The organism is Bacteroides sp. HF-4919 (assembly GCF_018860125.1).
The window spans coordinates 72,807-90,581 of record NZ_JAHKNF010000015.1; the positions used below are offsets into that span (position 1 = coordinate 72,807).

33 protein-coding genes are annotated in these 17,775 nt (G+C 39.9%); all 33 read left to right on the forward strand.

From position 1 onward, the window contains the following. Positions 1-10: 10 nt before the first annotated feature. The 33 genes from KO473_RS20700 to rpsD all read left to right on the forward strand — a co-directional run bounded on the left by KO473_RS20700 (position 11) and on the right by rpsD (position 17,773). Complete coding sequence (locus KO473_RS20700) at positions 11-271, forward strand: YtxH domain-containing protein (RefSeq protein ID WP_005782178.1); 261 nt, start codon at positions 11-13, stop codon at positions 269-271. A gap of 338 nt (positions 272-609) precedes the next feature. Further along, positions 610-915, forward strand: coding sequence for a DUF3467 domain-containing protein (locus tag KO473_RS20705; RefSeq protein ID WP_005811382.1), 306 nt, complete (start codon positions 610-612; stop codon positions 913-915). Between the two features lie 250 nt (positions 916-1,165). Then, a complete protein-coding gene (rpsL, locus tag KO473_RS20710; RefSeq protein ID WP_005675419.1) occupies positions 1,166-1,567 on the forward strand; it encodes a 30S ribosomal protein S12 in 402 nt (133 codons plus the stop codon). 159 nt (positions 1,568-1,726) lie between these two features. Then, the gene (gene rpsG / locus KO473_RS20715; RefSeq protein ID WP_005791536.1) at positions 1,727-2,203 is read left to right on the forward strand and encodes a 30S ribosomal protein S7; all 477 of its coding nucleotides are present in this window, start codon (positions 1,727-1,729) and stop codon (positions 2,201-2,203) included. Between the two features lie 53 nt (positions 2,204-2,256). Beyond that, positions 2,257-4,374, forward strand: coding sequence for an elongation factor G (gene fusA, locus KO473_RS20720; RefSeq protein ID WP_005822139.1), 2,118 nt, complete (start codon positions 2,257-2,259; stop codon positions 4,372-4,374). A gap of 80 nt (positions 4,375-4,454) precedes the next feature. After that, complete coding sequence (gene rpsJ, locus KO473_RS20725) at positions 4,455-4,760, forward strand: 30S ribosomal protein S10 (protein WP_005782187.1); 306 nt, start codon at positions 4,455-4,457, stop codon at positions 4,758-4,760. Between the two features lie 18 nt (positions 4,761-4,778). After that, complete coding sequence (rplC, locus tag KO473_RS20730) at positions 4,779-5,396, forward strand: 50S ribosomal protein L3 (protein ID WP_005782189.1); 618 nt, start codon at positions 4,779-4,781, stop codon at positions 5,394-5,396. Next, entirely contained in the window at positions 5,396-6,022 is a 627-nt protein-coding gene (gene rplD, locus KO473_RS20735) for a 50S ribosomal protein L4 (RefSeq protein WP_005782191.1), read from the forward strand. The genes rplC and rplD overlap by 1 nt, the downstream gene beginning before the upstream one ends. Before the next feature lie 16 nt (positions 6,023-6,038). Then, entirely contained in the window at positions 6,039-6,329 is a 291-nt protein-coding gene (gene rplW, locus KO473_RS20740) for a 50S ribosomal protein L23 (protein WP_005782193.1), read from the forward strand. 5 nt (positions 6,330-6,334) lie between these two features. Continuing rightward, positions 6,335-7,159 (forward strand): 50S ribosomal protein L2, encoded by an 825-nt coding sequence (gene rplB / locus KO473_RS20745; protein WP_005782195.1) that lies wholly within the window; start codon positions 6,335-6,337, stop codon positions 7,157-7,159. Between the two features lie 20 nt (positions 7,160-7,179). Then, the gene (rpsS, locus tag KO473_RS20750; RefSeq protein ID WP_005782197.1) at positions 7,180-7,449 is read left to right on the forward strand and encodes a 30S ribosomal protein S19; all 270 of its coding nucleotides are present in this window, start codon (positions 7,180-7,182) and stop codon (positions 7,447-7,449) included. A 35-nt stretch (positions 7,450-7,484) separates the two neighbouring features. Beyond that, the gene (rplV, locus tag KO473_RS20755) at positions 7,485-7,895 is read left to right on the forward strand and encodes a 50S ribosomal protein L22 (RefSeq protein ID WP_004291236.1); all 411 of its coding nucleotides are present in this window, start codon (positions 7,485-7,487) and stop codon (positions 7,893-7,895) included. A 5-nt stretch (positions 7,896-7,900) separates the two neighbouring features. Then, on the forward strand, positions 7,901-8,635 hold the full coding sequence (gene rpsC, locus KO473_RS20760) for a 30S ribosomal protein S3 (RefSeq protein ID WP_005822134.1): 735 nt from the start codon (positions 7,901-7,903) through the stop codon (positions 8,633-8,635). Positions 8,636-8,658: 23 nt separating this feature from the next. After that, positions 8,659-9,093 (forward strand): 50S ribosomal protein L16, encoded by a 435-nt coding sequence (gene rplP / locus KO473_RS20765; RefSeq protein ID WP_005791549.1) that lies wholly within the window; start codon positions 8,659-8,661, stop codon positions 9,091-9,093. A 5-nt stretch (positions 9,094-9,098) separates the two neighbouring features. Continuing rightward, a complete protein-coding gene (gene rpmC, locus KO473_RS20770; protein WP_005782204.1) occupies positions 9,099-9,296 on the forward strand; it encodes a 50S ribosomal protein L29 in 198 nt (65 codons plus the stop codon). Next, positions 9,293-9,562, forward strand: a complete 270-nt coding sequence (rpsQ, locus tag KO473_RS20775; RefSeq protein WP_005782206.1) for a 30S ribosomal protein S17 — start codon at positions 9,293-9,295, stop codon at positions 9,560-9,562. The genes rpmC and rpsQ overlap by 4 nt, the downstream gene beginning before the upstream one ends. A 2-nt stretch (positions 9,563-9,564) precedes the next feature. Continuing rightward, positions 9,565-9,930, forward strand: a complete 366-nt coding sequence (gene rplN, locus KO473_RS20780; protein ID WP_004296340.1) for a 50S ribosomal protein L14 — start codon at positions 9,565-9,567, stop codon at positions 9,928-9,930. A gap of 20 nt (positions 9,931-9,950) precedes the next feature. Next, entirely contained in the window at positions 9,951-10,271 is a 321-nt protein-coding gene (gene rplX / locus KO473_RS20785; RefSeq protein WP_005791554.1) for a 50S ribosomal protein L24, read from the forward strand. After that, positions 10,271-10,828, forward strand: coding sequence for a 50S ribosomal protein L5 (gene rplE, locus KO473_RS20790; RefSeq protein WP_005822130.1), 558 nt, complete (start codon positions 10,271-10,273; stop codon positions 10,826-10,828). The genes rplX and rplE overlap by 1 nt, the downstream gene beginning before the upstream one ends. A gap of 6 nt (positions 10,829-10,834) precedes the next feature. Then, positions 10,835-11,134, forward strand: a complete 300-nt coding sequence (gene rpsN, locus KO473_RS20795; RefSeq protein WP_005782211.1) for a 30S ribosomal protein S14 — start codon at positions 10,835-10,837, stop codon at positions 11,132-11,134. 54 nt (positions 11,135-11,188) lie between these two features. Next, the gene (gene rpsH / locus KO473_RS20800) at positions 11,189-11,584 is read left to right on the forward strand and encodes a 30S ribosomal protein S8 (protein ID WP_005782213.1); all 396 of its coding nucleotides are present in this window, start codon (positions 11,189-11,191) and stop codon (positions 11,582-11,584) included. Between the two features lie 15 nt (positions 11,585-11,599). Next, on the forward strand, positions 11,600-12,169 hold the full coding sequence (gene rplF / locus KO473_RS20805; RefSeq protein ID WP_005822127.1) for a 50S ribosomal protein L6: 570 nt from the start codon (positions 11,600-11,602) through the stop codon (positions 12,167-12,169). 21 nt (positions 12,170-12,190) lie between these two features. Further along, entirely contained in the window at positions 12,191-12,535 is a 345-nt protein-coding gene (rplR, locus tag KO473_RS20810; protein WP_005782216.1) for a 50S ribosomal protein L18, read from the forward strand. 5 nt (positions 12,536-12,540) lie between these two features. Next, positions 12,541-13,059, forward strand: coding sequence for a 30S ribosomal protein S5 (gene rpsE, locus KO473_RS20815; protein ID WP_005791564.1), 519 nt, complete (start codon positions 12,541-12,543; stop codon positions 13,057-13,059). A 10-nt stretch (positions 13,060-13,069) separates the two neighbouring features. Then, entirely contained in the window at positions 13,070-13,246 is a 177-nt protein-coding gene (gene rpmD, locus KO473_RS20820) for a 50S ribosomal protein L30 (protein ID WP_004296332.1), read from the forward strand. A gap of 30 nt (positions 13,247-13,276) precedes the next feature. After that, on the forward strand, positions 13,277-13,723 hold the full coding sequence (gene rplO, locus KO473_RS20825) for a 50S ribosomal protein L15 (RefSeq protein WP_005822125.1): 447 nt from the start codon (positions 13,277-13,279) through the stop codon (positions 13,721-13,723). 4 nt (positions 13,724-13,727) lie between these two features. Further along, a complete protein-coding gene (gene secY / locus KO473_RS20830; RefSeq protein ID WP_005782223.1) occupies positions 13,728-15,074 on the forward strand; it encodes a preprotein translocase subunit SecY in 1,347 nt (448 codons plus the stop codon). A 14-nt stretch (positions 15,075-15,088) separates the two neighbouring features. After that, a complete protein-coding gene (gene map / locus KO473_RS20835) occupies positions 15,089-15,886 on the forward strand; it encodes a type I methionyl aminopeptidase (protein ID WP_005782225.1) in 798 nt (265 codons plus the stop codon). 3 nt (positions 15,887-15,889) lie between these two features. Beyond that, the gene (gene infA, locus KO473_RS20840; protein WP_002558052.1) at positions 15,890-16,108 is read left to right on the forward strand and encodes a translation initiation factor IF-1; all 219 of its coding nucleotides are present in this window, start codon (positions 15,890-15,892) and stop codon (positions 16,106-16,108) included. Positions 16,109-16,116: 8 nt separating this feature from the next. Then, positions 16,117-16,233 carry a type B 50S ribosomal protein L36 gene (gene ykgO, locus KO473_RS20845; protein WP_002558051.1) on the forward strand — a complete coding sequence of 39 codons (117 nt, stop codon included), beginning with the start codon at positions 16,117-16,119 and terminating at the stop codon, positions 16,231-16,233. Positions 16,234-16,266: 33 nt separating this feature from the next. Continuing rightward, entirely contained in the window at positions 16,267-16,647 is a 381-nt protein-coding gene (gene rpsM, locus KO473_RS20850; RefSeq protein ID WP_002558050.1) for a 30S ribosomal protein S13, read from the forward strand. Positions 16,648-16,658: 11 nt separating this feature from the next. After that, a complete protein-coding gene (rpsK, locus tag KO473_RS20855; protein WP_004296327.1) occupies positions 16,659-17,048 on the forward strand; it encodes a 30S ribosomal protein S11 in 390 nt (129 codons plus the stop codon). A gap of 119 nt (positions 17,049-17,167) precedes the next feature. After that, the gene (gene rpsD, locus KO473_RS20860) at positions 17,168-17,773 is read left to right on the forward strand and encodes a 30S ribosomal protein S4 (RefSeq protein ID WP_005782227.1); all 606 of its coding nucleotides are present in this window, start codon (positions 17,168-17,170) and stop codon (positions 17,771-17,773) included. Positions 17,774-17,775: the final 2 nt, after the last annotated feature.

Genomic DNA, 17,775 nt, shown 5'->3' on the forward strand with positions numbered 1-17,775 from the left:
TTAATAGTTTATGGGAAGTGGAAATGCAAAATTCCTGGTGGGACTTGGAATCGGTTCTGCCATCGGTGCGCTGGTTTATCATTTTTCGCGCACAGCGAAAGCTAAGAAATTGAAAAATGATGTGTTCAATGCTCTTCATGAAATAGAGGCAGATGCCGAATTGGCAGTCGTTGAAGCAAAAGAGAAGGCCGTGAAGACAGGTGCTAAAGTGGCCGAAAAGGTGGCTGATAAAGCGACTGAGGTGAAAGATAAGTTGACATCTAACTCTTAATAATGGGTGGTGGTTTATGAACGGTGAACAATGAATAAGATAGCACTATCAAAGTGTACGGAGGTTATTGTTCGCCGTTTATGATTTATAACTGTTCCAGAAATTATTCAGATATCGTTTGAGAACTATATAAGTCTGTTCTTCCTTTCTTTACAATCCGGGTGTTCCTGATCTGGCTTCAGGTATTGGATAAAGAAAGAGGGGGAGTTGTTAATAATGGTCTGTTATTGCATGCCTTGCATTCTGTTGAAAAGAGTGTAAGGCATTTGTCTTTACTATAAAACATTATCTGTATATTTGTGCCAGAAGAATTTAGAATAATCAATAATAATTAAAGTATGGAAAATCAGAATCCCGATAATCAGTTGCAAATAGAATTGAAAGAAGAAGTGGCACAGGGCACATATGCTAATTTAGCCATTATCACTCATTCAAGTTCAGAATTTGTGCTCGATTTTGTACGGGTATTACCCGGATTGCCCAAAGCGGGAGTGCAGTCGCGTATTATTCTTGCTCCCGAACATGCCAAACGTTTACAACGGGCGCTTGAAGAAAATATAGCCAAATACGAGCGTGCGTTCGGTCCGATCCGGTTGCAGGAAGAAGATACTCCACCTATATTGGATATAAAGGGAGAAGCCTGAAGAAAGCAGAAAGGGTGTAGCCATCCGAGGCAATGGGTGTAGCTATCCGGTGGAAAAGGTGTAGCCTTGGTGAGCGGATGGCTACACCCAAATTTCTTTCCATTGAAATGATTTCCGGGAAATAAGCTCTTAAAAATTAAAAAAAAGATGTAGTGCATTGATTATTCAAATATTATTCGTATTTTTGCAGCCCAAAATGTATAGTTACGAAATTAATATAACAATAATATAAATTAAAAAACAATTTAAAATGCCTACAATTCAGCAATTAGTAAGAAAAGGACGCGAAGTGCTGGTGGAGAAAAGTAAATCTCCAGCCTTGGATTCTTGTCCTCAAAGACGTGGCGTTTGCGTGAGAGTATATACAACTACTCCGAAGAAGCCGAACTCTGCAATGCGTAAAGTAGCTCGTGTGCGTTTGACTAACCAGAAAGAGGTGAACTCTTACATTCCGGGTGAAGGACACAACTTGCAGGAGCACTCAATCGTACTGGTTCGCGGTGGTCGTGTGAAAGACCTTCCGGGTGTACGTTACCATATCGTTCGCGGTACTCTTGATACAGCAGGTGTAGCCGGACGTACTCAGAGACGTTCTAAATACGGAGCTAAGCGTCCGAAACCGGGACAAGCAGCACCGGCTAAGAAGAAATAATCCGGAGTGATTCCGAATTCGATTTATTTTAATTAAAAGTAATAACTTTCGTTTTAGTTTGTTGGAATAAGCTATAAAGGTTGAGTAAATTCCCCGGAGGGGGAGTTGAAGACGTCAAGAAATAGACAACCAAGAACAAAAACATTATTTTTCGAACAAATGAGAAAAGCAAAACCAAAAAAACGCGTTATCCTTCCGGATCCCGTGTTCAATGACCAGAAGGTTTCTAAATTTGTAAACCATCTGATGTATGATGGAAAGAAGAACACTTCTTATGAAATCTTTTACGCTGCACTGGAAACAGTAAAAGCAAAACTTCCTAACGAAGAAAAAACTGCTCTTGAAATCTGGAAGAAAGCGTTAGATAACGTAACTCCTCAAGTTGAAGTAAAATCACGCCGTGTGGGTGGTGCAACTTTCCAGGTTCCTACCGAAATTCGCCCGGATCGTAAAGAATCAATCTCAATGAAGAACCTGATTCTGTTCGCTCGCAAGAGAGGCGGTAAATCTATGGCTGATAAATTGGCTGCTGAAATCATGGATGCATTCAATGAACAAGGCGGTGCTTTCAAACGTAAAGAAGATATGCACAGAATGGCTGAAGCTAACCGTGCATTTGCTCATTTCAGATTCTAATTACTATAAGAAATACCTATTTGATTAAAAACTTAAAGTAAAGGAAAAAGAAAATGGCAAAGAATGATTTACATTTGACTCGTAATATCGGTATCATGGCTCACATCGATGCCGGAAAGACAACAACTTCTGAACGTATCCTGTTCTACACCGGATTGACTCACAAAATCGGTGAGGTACACGATGGTGCTGCAACAATGGACTGGATGGAGCAAGAGCAGGAACGTGGTATTACTATCACTTCTGCCGCTACAACTACTCGTTGGAAGTATGCTGGTGATACTTATAAAATCAACCTGATTGACACTCCGGGACACGTGGACTTTACTGCTGAGGTAGAACGTTCACTGCGTATCCTTGATGGTGCTGTCGCTGCTTACTGTGCTGTAGGTGGTGTAGAGCCTCAGTCGGAAACTGTATGGCGTCAGGCTGACAAATATAACGTACCGCGTATCGCTTACGTTAACAAAATGGACCGTTCGGGTGCTGACTTCTTTGAAGTTGTTCGTCAGATGAAGGCTGTTTTGGGTGCAAATCCGTGTCCGGTTGTTATTCCTATCGGTGCAGAAGAAAACTTCAAAGGATTGGTTGATCTGATCAAAATGAAAGCGATCTACTGGCACGACGAAACAATGGGTGCTGACTATACCATAGAAGAAATTCCTGCTAACCTCGTTGACGAAGCCAACGAATGGAGAGATAAAATGCTTGAAAAAGTAGCTGAATTTGATGATGCATTGATGGAAAAATACTTTGATGATCCTTCTACTATTACAGAAGAAGAAGTATTGAGAGCACTTCGCAATGCAACTGTTCAGATGGCTGTAGTTCCGATGTTGTGCGGTTCTTCATTCAAGAATAAGGGCGTACAGACTTTGCTTGACTATGTTTGTGCTTTCTTGCCTTCTCCGTTGGATACTGAAAACGTAATTGGTACAAACCCTGATACTGGTGCCGAGGAAGATCGTAAACCAAGTGAAGACGATAAAACTTCAGCTTTGGCATTCAAGATCGCTACTGACCCGTATGTAGGACGTTTGACTTTCTTCCGTGTATACTCTGGTAAGATTGAGGCAGGTTCTTATATCTACAACTCTCGTTCAGGTAAGAAAGAACGTGTTTCTCGTCTGTTCCAGATGCACTCAAACAAACAGAACCCAGTAGAAGTGATTGGTGCCGGTGACATTGGTGCCGGTGTAGGTTTCAAGGATATTCACACTGGTGATACACTGTGTGACGAAACAGCTCCGATCGTTCTTGAGTCAATGGACTTCCCGGAACCGGTGATCGGTATTGCTGTGGAACCGAAAACTCAGAAGGATATGGACAAACTGTCTAACGGTTTGGCTAAACTGGCTGAAGAAGACCCGACATTCACAGTGAAAACTGACGAACAGACAGGTCAGACAGTTATTTCCGGTATGGGTGAGCTTCACTTGGATATCATTATCGACCGTCTGAAACGTGAATTCAAAGTAGAATGTAACCAGGGTAAACCTCAGGTTAACTACAAAGAGGCTATCACTAAGACAGTTAACTTGCGTGAGGTTTATAAGAAACAATCTGGTGGTCGTGGTAAGTTCGCTGATATTATTGTGAACATCGGCCCGGTTGATGAAGACTTTACTCAAGGTGGTCTACAGTTCGTTGATGAAGTGAAGGGTGGTAACATTCCTAAGGAATTCATTCCTTCAGTTCAGAAAGGTTTCCAGACTGCGATGAAGAATGGTGTATTGGCCGGCTATCCGCTGGATTCATTGAAAGTGACTTTGGTTGATGGTTCATTCCACCCGGTTGACTCTGACCAGTTGTCTTTCGAAATCTGTGCTATCCAGGCATATAAGAATGCTTGTGCTAAGGCAGGTCCTGTATTGATGGAACCTATCATGAAACTGGAAGTCGTTACTCCGGAAGAAAACATGGGTGATGTTATCGGTGACTTGAACAAACGCCGTGGCCAAGTTGAAGGTATGGAGTCAAGCCGTTCAGGAGCCCGTATCGTGAAAGCAATGGTTCCGTTGGCTGAAATGTTCGGTTATGTAACTGCGTTGCGTACCATCACTTCTGGTCGTGCAACTTCATCAATGGTTTACTCTCACCACGCTCAGGTTTCTAACTCTATTGCTAAGGCAGTATTGGAAGAAGTAAAAGGACGTGCTGATTTACTCTAAAATATCTTGAGCAGCAGGCTAGCGAATGACTCTTAGCCTGCCGCTTTATCTTATTTATAAATTTATTAATTAAAAAACTAATGAGTCAGAAAATTAGAATTAAACTGAAATCTTACGACCACAACTTGGTTGACAAATCAGCTGAGAAGATCGTTAGAACAGTGAAGGCTACCGGTGCTATTGTTAGCGGACCGATTCCCCTTCCGACGCACAAGCGTATCTTTACAGTGAACCGCTCTACTTTCGTTAACAAGAAATCAAGAGAACAGTTCGAACTTTCTTCATTTAAGAGACTGATCGATATCTATAGCTCAACAGCTAAGACTGTAGATGCTCTGATGAAGTTGGAGTTACCGAGTGGTGTAGAAGTAGAAATTAAAGTGTAGTATTTAAAAATTAGTGAAATGCCAGGATTATTAGGAAAAAAAATCGGAATGACATCCGTTTTCAGTGCCGATGGTAAGAATGTACCATGCACTGTTATCGAAGCAGGTCCTTGTGTTGTTACTCAGGTAAAGACCGTAGAAAAAGATGGCTATGCAGCCGTTCAGTTGGGTTTCCAGGACAAAAAGGAAAAACATACAACTAAACCGTTGATGGGTCACTTTAAAAAGGCTGGAGTAACACCGAAGAGACACTTGGCCGAGTTCAAGGAATTTGAAAACGAGTTAAATCTGGGTGATACTGTTACAGTAGAACTGTTCGACGGCGCAGACTATGTAGACGTTGTTGGTACTTCTAAAGGTAAAGGCTTCCAGGGTGTAGTTAAAAGACATGGCTTTGGTGGTGTAGGTCAATCTACTCACGGTCAGCACAACCGTGCCCGTAAACCGGGTTCTATCGGTGCATGTTCGTATCCTGCAAAAGTATTCAAAGGAATGCGCATGGGCGGACAAATGGGTGGCGACAGAGTTACTGTTCAAAACTTACAGGTATTAAAAGTAATCGCGGAACACAATCTTCTTTTGATCAAGGGTTCTGTACCGGGTTGCAAAGGTTCAATCGTATTAATTGAAAAATAATGGAAGTTAACGTATATAACATTAAAGGTGAAGACACTGGAAGAAAGGTTACGTTAAACGAATCTATCTTCGGAATTGAGCCCAATGACCACGCTATCTATCTGGACGTAAAGCAATTTATGGCTAACCAGCGTCAGGGTACTCACAAGTCAAAAGAGAGAAGCGAAATCAGCGGATCTACTCGTAAAATCGGTCGTCAGAAAGGTGGTGGCGGTGCTCGTCGTGGTGACATGAATTCACCGGTGCTCGTAGGTGGTGGACGTGTATTTGGTCCGAAACCGAGAGACTACTACTTCAAACTGAATAAAAAAGTTAAGACATTAGCTCGTAAGTCAGCTTTGTCGTATAAAGCTCAAGACAACGCAATCGTAGTGGTGGAAGACTTCAACTTTGAGGCTCCAAAGACTAAGGTTTTCGTTGAAATGACAAAAAATCTTAAAGTTTCTGACAAAAAACTGCTTGTAGTTTTACCAGAAGCAAATAAAAATGTATATTTGTCAGCTCGTAACATCGAAGGTGCTAACGTTCAGACTATCTCAGGATTAAATACTTACAGAGTATTGAATGCTGGGGTTGTTGTGCTTACCGAAAGCTCTTTGAAGGCTATTGACAATATCTTAATCTAAAAAGGAGGCTTAAATAATGGGAATTATTATTAAACCGTTGGTGACAGAGAAAATGACTGCGATAACTGATAAGCTGAATCGTTTCGGCTTTATCGTGCGTCCTGAAGCTAATAAATTGGAAATTAAGAGTGAAGTTGAAGCCCTTTATAATGTTACGGTAGTTGATGTAAATACTGTGAAGTATGCTGGCAAAAATAAGAGCCGTTATACAAAAGCAGGTATCATCAATGGTCGTACGAATGCTTACAAAAAAGCAATCGTGACATTGAAAGAAGGAGATACTATTGATTTTTATAGCAATATTTAATAAAAATGGCAGTACGTAAATTTAAGCCCACTACACCGGGGCAAAGACATAAGATTATTGGTACTTTCGAGGAAATTACTGCATCAGTACCAGAAAAGTCGCTTGTATATGGTAAAAAATCATCTGGCGGTCGTAACAGCGAAGGTAAGATGACAATGCGCTACATGGGTGGTGGCCATAGAAAAGTGATCAGAATTGTCGATTTCAAAAGAAATAAAGACGGTGTTCCGGCAGTTGTAAAAACGATCGAATACGATCCGAACCGTTCGGCTCGTATCGCTTTGTTGTTTTATGCTGATGGTGAAAAAAGATATATTATTGCTCCCAATGGATTGCAAGTTGGTGCGACTTTGATGTCCGGAGAGAATGCGGCGCCTGAGATTGGTAATGCACTTCCGCTTCAGAATATCCCGGTCGGTACAGTAATTCACAATATTGAATTGCGTCCGGGTCAGGGTGCTGCTCTGGTTAGATCAGCAGGAAACTTCGCTCAGCTGACTTCAAGAGAAGGCAAATACTGTGTAATTAAATTGCCTTCAGGTGAAGTAAGACAAATACTTAGCACTTGTAAAGCTACTATCGGTAGCGTTGGTAACTCAGATCATGGATTGGAAAGCTCAGGTAAGGCTGGACGCTCTCGTTGGCAAGGCCGTCGTCCTCGTAACCGTGGTGTTGTTATGAACCCGGTTGATCACCCGATGGGTGGTGGTGAAGGACGTGCTTCCGGAGGTCACCCAAGATCTCGTAAGGGATTGTATGCTAAGGGACTTAAGACTAGAGCTCCGAAGAAACAATCGTCTAAGTACATTATTGAGAGAAGAAAAAAGTAATCTGATTAATTGAGTAAACTATGAGTCGTTCATTAAAAAAAGGTCCATATATTAACGTAAAACTCGAAAAGAAAGTGCTTGCTATGAATGAATCAGGCAAGAAAGTTGTCGTTAAGACTTGGTCCAGAGCTTCAATGATTTCGCCTGATTTTGTAGGCCATACAGTTGCAGTTCACAACGGAAATAAATTTATTCCTGTATATGTTACCGAAAATATGGTAGGTCACAAGTTGGGTGAATTCGCTCCAACTCGTACATTCAGAGGACACGCTGGTAACAAGAAAAAATAACAGGATTTATCTGAAATAATAAAGTAATAAATATAATGGGAGCAAGAAAAAAAATATCGGCTGAAAAGAGAAAAGAAGCCCTTAAAACCATGTATTTTGCTAAATTGCAAAATGTTCCTACTTCTCCTCGCAAAATGCGTCTCGTGGCTGACATGATTCGTGGGATGGAAGTGAACAGAGCACTTGGCGTTTTGAAGTTTTCTTCAAAAGAAGCAGCTGCAAGAGTGGAAAAATTATTGCGCTCTGCAATTGCTAACTGGGAGCAGAAAAACGAACGTAAAGCTGAAAGTGGCGAATTATTCGTAACGAAGATTTTTGTTGATGGTGGTGCTACACTCAAAAGAATGAGACCGGCTCCGCAGGGAAGAGGATACAGAATTCGCAAACGTTCAAATCACGTAACATTGTTCGTTGGTTCTAAAAGTAATAACGAAGATCAAAATTAAGGTAGATGGGACAAAAAGTTAATCCAATAAGCAACCGTTTAGGAATTATCAGAGGATGGGATTCTAACTGGTATGGTGGAAATGATTACGGTGACTCTTTGCTGGAAGATAGCAAGATCCGTAAATATCTTAATGCAAGACTTGCGAAAGCAAGTGTATCAAGAATCGTAATTGAACGTACGCTGAAGCTCGTTACTATTACTGTTTGCACTGCTCGTCCGGGTATTATTATCGGTAAAGGTGGCCAGGAAGTTGATAAGTTAAAAGAAGAGTTGAAGAAGATTACCAACAAAGATATTCAAATCAATATCTTTGAAGTGAAAAGACCGGAACTGGATGCTGTGATTGTTGCTAATAACATCGCTCGTCAGGTAGAAGGTAAAATTGCCTATCGCCGCGCCATTAAGATGGCTATCGCAAATACTATGCGTATGGGTGCTGAAGGTATCAAAATTCAGATTTCAGGACGTTTGAATGGAGCTGAAATGGCCCGTTCTGAAATGTATAAGGAAGGAAGAACTCCGTTACACACTTTCAGAGCAGATATCGACTATTGCCATGCTGAAGCATTGACAAAAGTAGGTCTTCTCGGTATTAAAGTTTGGATTTGTAGAGGTGAAGTTTTTGGTAAGAGAGAATTGGCTCCGAACTTTACACAAAGCAAAGAAAGTGGTCGTGGAAACAATGGTGGAAACAACGGCGGCGGAAAGAACTTCAAAAGAAAGAAAAATAATCGCTAAACGAATTTGAATTTTAGGAAACTATGTTACAACCGAAAAAGACAAAATTCAGAAGACAACAAAAAGGTCGCGCTAAAGGTAATGCACAAAGAGGCAACCAGCTCGCTTTTGGTTCTTTTGGTATTAAGGCTTTAGAAACTAAATGGATCACAGGCCGACAGATTGAAGCTGCTCGTATTGCAGTGACAAGATATATGCAACGTCAGGGACAGATTTGGATTCGTATTTTCCCGGATAAACCGATTACTAGAAAACCTGCTGATGTACGTATGGGTAAAGGTAAGGGTAGCCCCGAAGGATTCGTGGCTCCGGTTACACCAGGTAGAATTATTATTGAAGCTGAAGGAGTATCTTACGAGATCGCGAAAGAAGCATTGCGTTTGGCAGCTCAGAAACTTCCGATTACTACGAAGTTTGTCGTGAGACGTGATTATGATATTCAAAATCAAAATGCGTAAGGTTTATGAAAATTGCAGAAATTAAAGAAATGTCTACCAATGATTTGGTAGAAAGAGTAGAAGCAGAAGTGGTTAATTACAACCAAATGGTTATCAATCATTCTATTTCTCCTTTGGAAAATCCTGCGCAGATCAAACAATTACGCAGGACGATTGCGCGTATGAGAACAGAGTTACGCCAAAGAGAACTTAACAATAAATGATCAGCTTGATGGAAGCAAGAAATTTAAGAAAAGAAAGAACAGGGGTTGTGCTGAGCAATAAAATGGATAAAACCGTTACAGTTGCTGCTAAGTTCAAGGAAAAACACCCTATATATGGTAAGTTCGTTAGCAAAACGAAGAAGTACCATGCTCACGATGAAAAGAATGAATGCAATGTAGGTGATACTGTACGCATCATGGAAACTCGTCCTTTGAGCAAGACTAAAAGATGGAGATTAGTAGAAATAATTGAAAGAGCTAAGTAATTATGATACAAGTAGAATCCAGACTTACAGTATGTGACAACAGTGGAGCTAAAGAAGCCCTGTGTATCCGTGTATTGGGCGGAACAGGTCGTCGCTACGCTTCAGTGGGGGATGTTATTGTCGTTTCTGTAAAGAGCGTCATCCCTTCAAGTGATGTTAAAAAGGGTGCAGTGTCAAAAGCTTTGATCGTACGTACTAAGAAAGAAATCCGTCGTCCCGATGGTTCTTATATACGTTTTGATGATAATGCTTGCGTGTTGTTGAATAATGCAGGTGAAATTAGAGGTAGTCGTATTTTCGGTCCTGTAGCAAGAGAACTTCGTGCTACAAACATGAAAGTTGTGTCACTTGCGCCTGAGGTACTTTAATTTTGTAAAAGATTTAAGTAATGAGTAAATTACATATTAAAAAAGGCGATACAGTTTACGTAAATGCTGGTGAAGACAAAGGTAAAACTGGTCGTGTATTGAAGGTTCTTGTTAAAGAAGGACGTGCAATAGTTGAAGGTATCAACATGGTATCTAAAAGCACAAAACCGAATGCAAAGAACCCGCAGGGTGGTATAGTTAAGCAGGAAGCTCCTATCCACATTTCAAACTTGAATCCGGTTGATCCAAAAACTGGTAAAGCAACGCGTGTTGGTAGAAAAGTAAGTTCTGAAGGAACTTTAGTGCGTTATTCTAAAAAATCAGGAGAGGAGATTAAGTAATGAGTAATACTGCAAGCCTTAAGAGAGAATATGCAGAGCGCATTGCTCCTGCATTAAAGTCACAATTCCAGTATTCTTCTACAATGCAGGTACCCGTACTTAAGAAGATTGTTATCAATCAGGGGTTGGGTATGGCTGTTGCTGACAAGAAGATTATCGAAGTGGCAATCAACGAAATGACAGCTATCACCGGTCAGAAGGCCGTAGCTACTATTTCGCGTAAAGATATCGCTAACTTTAAGTTGCGTAAGAAAATGCCGATCGGAGTTATGGTAACTCTGCGTCGTGAAAGAATGTACGAATTCCTGGAAAAATTGGTTCGCGTGGCTTTGCCGCGTATCCGTGACTTCAAAGGTATTGAAACTAAGTTCGATGGTAAGGGTAACTATACCCTTGGTATTCAGGAACAAATCATTTTCCCTGAAATTAATATCGATAGTATTACCAGAATTCTCGGAATGAATATTACCTTTGTAACCTCTGCGCAAACAGATGAAGAAGGTTATGCCTTATTGAAAGAATTCGGTTTACCGTTTAAAAACGCTAAAAAAGACTGATAAATTATGGCAAAGGAATCAATGAAAGCACGCGAAGTAAAGCGTGCTAAATTAGTAGCCAAATATGCCGAAAAGAGAGCTGCCTTGAAGCAGATTGTGAGAACCGGAGATCCTGCTGAAGCTTTTGAAGCTGCACAGAAATTACAGGAGCTTCCTAAGAATTCTAATCCGATTCGTATGCACAATCGCTGCAAATTGACTGGTCGTCCTAAAGGATATATCCGTCAGTTCGGTGTTTCAAGAATCCAGTTCCGTGAGATGGCATCTAATGGGCTGATCCCAGGTGTAAAAAAAGCAAGCTGGTAAATATATTGTTTAAATATTGTCAGGGTAGTCCTGATTAATTTAATTATTTTTTATATGACTGATCCAATAGCAGATTATTTGACGAGGTTAAGGAACGCAATTAATGCAAAGCACAGAGTTGTAGAAGTTCCTGCTTCAAATTTGAAAAAAGAAATCACTAAGATTCTTTTTGAAAAAGGCTACATTCTTAATTACAAGTTTGTAGAAGATGGTCCTCAAGGAACTATTAAAGTTGCCTTGAAGTATGATTCTGTTAACAAAGTTAACGCAATCAAAAAACTTGAAAGAATATCTTCTCCGGGTATGCGTCAGTATACTGGTTACAAAGATATGCCGCGTGTTATTAATGGTTTGGGTATTGCTATAATATCTACTTCCAAAGGTGTAATGACAAACAAAGAAGCTGCAGAACTGAAAATCGGTGGTGAAGTATTGTGTTATGTATATTAATAGGAGGAAAAAGCAATGTCAAGAATAGGAAAATTACCCATTAGTATTCCCGCTGGAGTAACAGTTACTCTGAAAGATGATGTGGTTACTGTAAAAGGACCCAAAGGTGAACTTAGCCAGTATGTGAACCCGGCTATCAATGTTGCTATTGAAGATGGACACATCACTTTAACTGAAAACGAAAATGCAATGCTGGATAATCCCAAGCAGAAACATGCATTTCACGGTTTGTATCGTTCATTAGTACATAACATGGTTATTGGTGTTTCTGAAGGATATAAGAAAGAATTGGAGCTTGTTGGTGTTGGTTACCGTGCTTCTAATCAAGGAAATATCATTGAATTAGCATTAGGATACACACACAATATCTTTATACAGTTGCCTCCTGAAGTCAAAGTAGAGACAAAATCAGAAAGAAATAAGAATCCTCTTATTCTTTTAGAGTCTTGTGACAAACAATTGCTTGGTCAAGTTTGCTCTAAGATACGTTCTTTCCGTAAGCCCGAACCGTATAAAGGTAAAGGTATTAAGTTTGTTGGCGAGGAAATTCGCAGAAAGTCTGGTAAATCAGCCGGTGCTAAGTAATTTACGTAAATTTGTATTATTATGACAACAAAAATAGAAAGACGAATTAAGATCAAATATAGAGTACGCAATAAAGTGTCAGGTACTGCTGCACGTCCGCGTATGAGTGTATTTAGAAGTAACAAGCAAATCTATGTCCAGATTATCGACGATTTGTCGGGTAAGACATTGGCTGCTGCCTCTTCATTGGGTATGACTGAGAAGTTGCCTAAGAAAGAAGTTGCTGCTAAAGTGGGTGAGATGATAGCGAAAAAAGCTCAGGAAGCAGGTATTACGACTGTTGTTTTCGACCGTAATGGTTACTTGTATCATGGGAGAGTAAAAGAAGTAGCTGATGCTGCTCGTAACGGTGGACTTAAATTTTAATCATTATGGCAGGAGTTAATAATAGAGTTAAGATTACTAACGATATAGAACTGAAAGACAGATTAGTTGCTATTAATCGTGTTACTAAAGTAACCAAAGGTGGTAGAACTTTTAGTTTCTCTGCAATTGTAGTTGTAGGTAACGAAGAAGGTATTATTGGTTGGGGACTTGGTAAAGCTGGTGAAGTAACAGCAGCTATCGCTAAAGGTGTTGAATCGGCAAAGAAAAATCTGACAAGAGTACCTGTTCTGAAAGGTACTGTTCCTCACGAACAGTCAGCTAAGTTTGGTGGTGCTGAAGTATTTATCAAACCTGCTTCTCACGGTACTGGTGTCGTAGCCGGTGGTGCTATGCGTGCCGTATTGGAAAGTGTTGGTGTAACTGACGTTTTGGCTAAATCAAAAGGTTCTTCGAATCCGCATAATCTTGTAAAAGCTACTATCATGGCTTTAGGCGAGATGCGTGATGCAAGAATGATTGCTCAGAACAGAGGAATTAGTGTTGAAAAAGTATTTAGAGGATAAGGAGGGAGATATGTCAACTATAAAGATCAAACAAGTTAAAAGTAGAATTGGTGCTCCGGCTGATCAGAAAAGAACTCTTGATGCACTGGGACTTCGCAAATTGAACCGTGTGGTTGAACACGAAAGCACTCCTTCAATTCTTGGAATGGTAGATAAGGTTAAACACTTGGTTGCCATTGTTAAGTAATTATTTGTTGAATATAAAACGAATTACAATATGAACTTAAGTAATTTAAAACCTGCAGAAGGCTCTACTAAAACAAGAAAAAGAATTGGACGCGGTCCGGGTTCTGGTTTAGGAGGTACTTCTACAAGAGGTCATAAAGGTGCTAAATCAAGATCTGGATACTCTAAGAAAATCGGTTTTGAAGGTGGTCAGATGCCTCTTCAACGTCGAGTACCTAAATTTGGTTTTAAGAACATCAATAGAGTTGAATATAAAGCTATTAACTTAGAAACAATCCAGAAATTGGCTGAAGCTAAGAAGTTGGAAAAAGTAGGTGTTAATGACTTTATTGAGGCTGGATTCATTTCTTCAAGCCAGTTGGTTAAAGTATTAGGTAACGGAACTTTGACTGCTAAGCTGAGTATAGAAGCTCATGCATTCTCTAAGAGTGCTGTTGCTGCTATCGAGGCTGCTGGTGGAAATGTAGTAAAACTCTGATTCAATGAGAAAAGCTATTGAAACATTAAAGAATATATGGAAAATTGAGGATCTGAGACAACGGATCCTCATTACCATATTGTTTGTGGCGATTTACCGTTTCGGTTCGTATGTCGTGCTGCCTGGAATCAACCCGGGTATGCTGACGCAATTGCATCAACAAACAAGCGAGGGCCTTTTAGCCTTGTTAAACATGTTCTCAGGAGGAGCATTTTCTAATGCATCTATTTTCGCATTAGGAATTATGCCTTATATCTCTGCATCAATCGTTATCCAGTTGCTGGGAATCGCTGTGCCGTATTTTCAGAAACTTCAGCGAGAGGGAGAAAGTGGCAGAAGAAAGATGAATCAATATACTCGTTATCTGACGATTGCTATTTTGTTGGTTCAGGCCCCTTCTTATTTGCTCAATCTTAAAATGCAGGCTGGACCTTCCTTAAATGCTTCATTAGATTGGACTCTGTTCATGGTTACTTCTACCATTATTTTGGCAGCTGGAAGTATGTTTATCCTGTGGCTTGGTGAAAGAATCACAGATAAAGGTATTGGTAATGGTATTTCATTTATTATCTTGATTGGTATTATCGCTCGTCTTCCGCAGTCATTATTTCAGGAGTTGATTTCCCGTATGACCGACAAGACTGGTGGTTTGATCATGTTTTTATTTGAAATAGTATTCCTGCTGATCGTAATTGCCGGAGCTATTCTTTTGGTACAAGGTACAAGAAAAATTCCTGTACAGTATGCAAAGAGAATCGTTGGTAATAAACAGTATGGCGGTGCAAGACAGTACATTCCTTTGAAAGTGAATGCTGCCGGTGTAATGCCTATCATTTTTGCTCAGGCAATTATGTTTATTCCGATCACTTTCATTGGTTTTTCTAACACTAACAATGTAAGTGGTTTCGTTCATGCATTTACTGACCATACGAGTTTCTGGTATAATTTTGTTTTTGCAGTAATGATTATCTTATTTACGTACTTCTATACTGCGATTACCATTAACCCGACTCAAATGGCCGAGGATATGAAGAGAAATAATGGTTTCATTCCGGGAATTAAGCCAGGTAAGAAAACTGCTGAGTATATCGATGACATCATGTCACGTATTACTTTGCCAGGTTCTTTCTTTTTGGCTTTCATTGCTATTATGCCTGCATTTGCCGGTATCTTTGGTGTGAAGGCTGAGTTTGCTCAATTCTTCGGTGGTACGTCTCTGTTAATTCTTGTAGGTGTTGTTTTAGATACGCTGCAACAGGTTGAAAGTCATTTGTTGATGAGACATTATGATGGCTTGTTGAAGTCAGGTCGTATCAAAGGACGCACTGGTAGTAGTGTAGCTGCATATTAATTCTTTGAGTAGAAATGATATTTCTTAAAACAGAAGATGAAATAGAGCTGCTCCGTCAGAGTAACTTGCTTGTTGGGAGAACGTTGGCTGAAGTTGCCAAATTAGTGAAACCGGGAGTTACCACAAAAGAACTGGATAAGGTAGCGGAAGAGTTTATCAGAGATCATGGTGCTGTCCCTACTTTTAAAGGCTTTCCTAATCAATATGGAGATCCGTTTCCAGCTTCATTATGCACATCGGTTAATGAAGAGGTCGTGCATGGAATTCCGGGAGATATCGTGTTGAAAGACGGTGATATTGTTTCGGTGGATTGTGGGACATACATGAATGGTTTCTGTGGTGATTCGGCTTATACCTTTTGTGTTGGTGAGGTGGACGAAGAAGTTCGTCAATTGTTGAAGGTGACTAAAGAGGCGTTGTATATTGGTATTCAGAATGCTGTACAAGGGAAGAGAATCGGTGATATCGGATATGCTATCCAGCACTATTGTGAATCCCATTCTTATGGTGTAGTGCGTGAGTTTGTCGGTCACGGGATTGGTAAAGACATGCACGAAGATCCTCAAGTTCCGAATTATGGTAAAAGAGGATACGGAACACTTTTGAAAAAAGGTCTTTGTATTGCAATTGAGCCGATGATTACGCAAGGTGACCGACAAGTGATTATGGAACGTGATGGATGGACAGTGAGAACAAGAGATCGGAAATGTGCTGCACACTTTGAGCATACCATTGCGGTAGGTGCAGGCGAGGCTGATATTCTGTCATCATTTAAATTCATAGAAGAAGTTTTAGGAGATAAAGCGATATAATATATGGCAAAGCAATCTGCAATAGAACAAGATGGAGTTATAGTTGAAGCATTGTCTAATGCAATGTTTCGTGTTGAATTAGAAAATGGACATGAGATTACTGCTCATATTTCCGGTAAGATGAGAATGCATTACATTAAGATCTTGCCGGGTGATAAAGTAAGAGTCGAAATGTCTCCTTACGACTTATCGAAAGGAAGAATTGTATTTAGATATAAATAAAATAAGATATGAAAGTAAGAGCATCATTAAAGAAACGTACGCCAGAATGTAAGATCGTTAGACGTAATGGCCGTTTGTATGTTATTAACAAGAAAAATCCTAAGTATAAACAACGTCAAGGATAATTTATTATTTTTGCAAAAAAAATAATTTAGTATATGGCTATAAGAATAGTTGGTGTAGATTTACCTCAAAATAAGAGAGGTGAGATTGCGTTGACCTATGTATATGGAATAGGTCGTAGTAGTTCAGCAAAAATTTTAGATAAAGCTGGTGTGGACAAAGATCTGAAGGTGAAAGACTGGACAGATGATCAGGCTGCAAAGATTCGTGAGATCATCGGTGCAGAGTATAAAGTTGAAGGCGATCTTCGTTCTGAAGTACAATTGAACATTAAGCGATTAATGGATATTGGTTGCTACCGTGGTGTACGTCACCGTATTGGTCTGCCTGTAAGAGGTCAGAGCACTAAAAACAATGCACGTACTCGTAAGGGTAGAAAGAAAACCGTTGCAAATAAGAAAAAAGCTACTAAATAATAATTGTTGATATGGCAAAAAAAACAGTCGCAGCTAAGAAGAGAAATGTTAAGGTAGATGCTAATGGACAATTGCATGTTCATTCATCTTTCAACAATATTATTGTTTCTCTTGCAAATAGTGAAGGGCAGATTATCTCTTGGTCGTCTGCAGGAAAGATGGGATTTAGAGGTTCTAAAAAGAATACTCCTTATGCAGCTCAGATGGCTGCCCAGGATTGTGCTAAAATTGCATTTGATCTTGGCCTGAGAAAGGTAAAAGCATATGTTAAAGGTCCGGGTAACGGACGCGAGTCTGCTATCAGAACGATTCATGGTGCAGGTATTGAGGTTACAGAAATTATTGACGTAACTCCGCTTCCGCATAACGGCTGTCGTCCTCCGAAAAGACGTAGAGTTTAAGATTTACCTTTAATAAAAATGATACTTGATTTTGTTTTTGGATTGCATTAATTTCTTCTCTGTAATCGCGGCTGCAACAAATTGAGTTCATGAATAAACAATTAAATATTTAAAAAGAAATGGCTAGATATACTGGACCAAAATCAAGAATAGCCCGTAAATTCGGTGAAGGTATCTTTGGAGCTGATAAAGTTTTGTCGAAGAAAAACTATCCTCCCGGACAGCACGGAAATTCAAGAAAAAGAAAAACTTCTGAATATGGTATTCAGCTTCGTGAGAAACAGAAAGCTAAATATACTTATGGAGTATTAGAAAAACAATTCCGCAATTTGTTCGAAAAGGCAGCTACAGCTAAAGGTATTACCGGTGAGGTACTTCTCCAGATGCTTGAAGGTCGTCTTGACAACCTTGTGTTCCGTTTGGGTATTGCTCCTACACGTGCAGCTGCTCGTCAGTTGGTAAGCCACAGACACATTACGGTTGACGGACAGGTAGTGAACATTCCTTCATACGCAGTTAAACCGGGTCAGTTGATTGGCGTTCGTGAAAGATCTAAATCTTTGGAAGTAATTGCTAATTCTCTCGCTGGTTTCAATCACAGCAAATATGCTTGGTTGGAATGGGATGAAGCTTCAAAGGTAGGCAAATTGTTGCACATTCCTGAAAGAGCAGACATTCCTGAAAACATTAAAGAGCATTTGATTGTTGAATTGTATTCTAAATAATA

Bases quoted from the DNA above. Each gene is read 5' to 3' on its own strand.
- KO473_RS20700 (WP_005782178.1), top strand. From the start codon at position 11: ATGGGAAGTGGAAATGCAAAATTCCTGGTGGGACTTGGAATCGGTTCT.
- KO473_RS20705 (WP_005811382.1), top strand. From the start codon at position 610: ATGGAAAATCAGAATCCCGATAATCAGTTGCAAATAGAATTGAAAGAA.
- rpsL (WP_005675419.1), top strand. From the start codon at position 1,166: ATGCCTACAATTCAGCAATTAGTAAGAAAAGGACGCGAAGTGCTGGTG.
- rpsG (WP_005791536.1), top strand. From the start codon at position 1,727: ATGAGAAAAGCAAAACCAAAAAAACGCGTTATCCTTCCGGATCCCGTG.
- fusA (WP_005822139.1), top strand. From the start codon at position 2,257: ATGGCAAAGAATGATTTACATTTGACTCGTAATATCGGTATCATGGCT.
- rpsJ (WP_005782187.1), top strand. From the start codon at position 4,455: ATGAGTCAGAAAATTAGAATTAAACTGAAATCTTACGACCACAACTTG.
- rplC (WP_005782189.1), top strand. From the start codon at position 4,779: ATGCCAGGATTATTAGGAAAAAAAATCGGAATGACATCCGTTTTCAGT.
- rplD (WP_005782191.1), top strand. From the start codon at position 5,396: ATGGAAGTTAACGTATATAACATTAAAGGTGAAGACACTGGAAGAAAG.
- rplW (WP_005782193.1), top strand. From the start codon at position 6,039: ATGGGAATTATTATTAAACCGTTGGTGACAGAGAAAATGACTGCGATA.
- rplB (WP_005782195.1), top strand. From the start codon at position 6,335: ATGGCAGTACGTAAATTTAAGCCCACTACACCGGGGCAAAGACATAAG.
- rpsS (WP_005782197.1), top strand. From the start codon at position 7,180: ATGAGTCGTTCATTAAAAAAAGGTCCATATATTAACGTAAAACTCGAA.
- rplV (WP_004291236.1), top strand. From the start codon at position 7,485: ATGGGAGCAAGAAAAAAAATATCGGCTGAAAAGAGAAAAGAAGCCCTT.
- rpsC (WP_005822134.1), top strand. From the start codon at position 7,901: ATGGGACAAAAAGTTAATCCAATAAGCAACCGTTTAGGAATTATCAGA.
- rplP (WP_005791549.1), top strand. From the start codon at position 8,659: ATGTTACAACCGAAAAAGACAAAATTCAGAAGACAACAAAAAGGTCGC.
- rpmC (WP_005782204.1), top strand. From the start codon at position 9,099: ATGAAAATTGCAGAAATTAAAGAAATGTCTACCAATGATTTGGTAGAA.
- rpsQ (WP_005782206.1), top strand. From the start codon at position 9,293: ATGATCAGCTTGATGGAAGCAAGAAATTTAAGAAAAGAAAGAACAGGG.
- rplN (WP_004296340.1), top strand. From the start codon at position 9,565: ATGATACAAGTAGAATCCAGACTTACAGTATGTGACAACAGTGGAGCT.
- rplX (WP_005791554.1), top strand. From the start codon at position 9,951: ATGAGTAAATTACATATTAAAAAAGGCGATACAGTTTACGTAAATGCT.
- rplE (WP_005822130.1), top strand. From the start codon at position 10,271: ATGAGTAATACTGCAAGCCTTAAGAGAGAATATGCAGAGCGCATTGCT.
- rpsN (WP_005782211.1), top strand. From the start codon at position 10,835: ATGGCAAAGGAATCAATGAAAGCACGCGAAGTAAAGCGTGCTAAATTA.
- rpsH (WP_005782213.1), top strand. From the start codon at position 11,189: ATGACTGATCCAATAGCAGATTATTTGACGAGGTTAAGGAACGCAATT.
- rplF (WP_005822127.1), top strand. From the start codon at position 11,600: ATGTCAAGAATAGGAAAATTACCCATTAGTATTCCCGCTGGAGTAACA.
- rplR (WP_005782216.1), top strand. From the start codon at position 12,191: ATGACAACAAAAATAGAAAGACGAATTAAGATCAAATATAGAGTACGC.
- rpsE (WP_005791564.1), top strand. From the start codon at position 12,541: ATGGCAGGAGTTAATAATAGAGTTAAGATTACTAACGATATAGAACTG.
- rpmD (WP_004296332.1), top strand. From the start codon at position 13,070: ATGTCAACTATAAAGATCAAACAAGTTAAAAGTAGAATTGGTGCTCCG.
- rplO (WP_005822125.1), top strand. From the start codon at position 13,277: ATGAACTTAAGTAATTTAAAACCTGCAGAAGGCTCTACTAAAACAAGA.
- secY (WP_005782223.1), top strand. From the start codon at position 13,728: ATGAGAAAAGCTATTGAAACATTAAAGAATATATGGAAAATTGAGGAT.
- map (WP_005782225.1), top strand. From the start codon at position 15,089: ATGATATTTCTTAAAACAGAAGATGAAATAGAGCTGCTCCGTCAGAGT.
- infA (WP_002558052.1), top strand. From the start codon at position 15,890: ATGGCAAAGCAATCTGCAATAGAACAAGATGGAGTTATAGTTGAAGCA.
- ykgO (WP_002558051.1), top strand. From the start codon at position 16,117: ATGAAAGTAAGAGCATCATTAAAGAAACGTACGCCAGAATGTAAGATC.
- rpsM (WP_002558050.1), top strand. From the start codon at position 16,267: ATGGCTATAAGAATAGTTGGTGTAGATTTACCTCAAAATAAGAGAGGT.
- rpsK (WP_004296327.1), top strand. From the start codon at position 16,659: ATGGCAAAAAAAACAGTCGCAGCTAAGAAGAGAAATGTTAAGGTAGAT.
- rpsD (WP_005782227.1), top strand. From the start codon at position 17,168: ATGGCTAGATATACTGGACCAAAATCAAGAATAGCCCGTAAATTCGGT.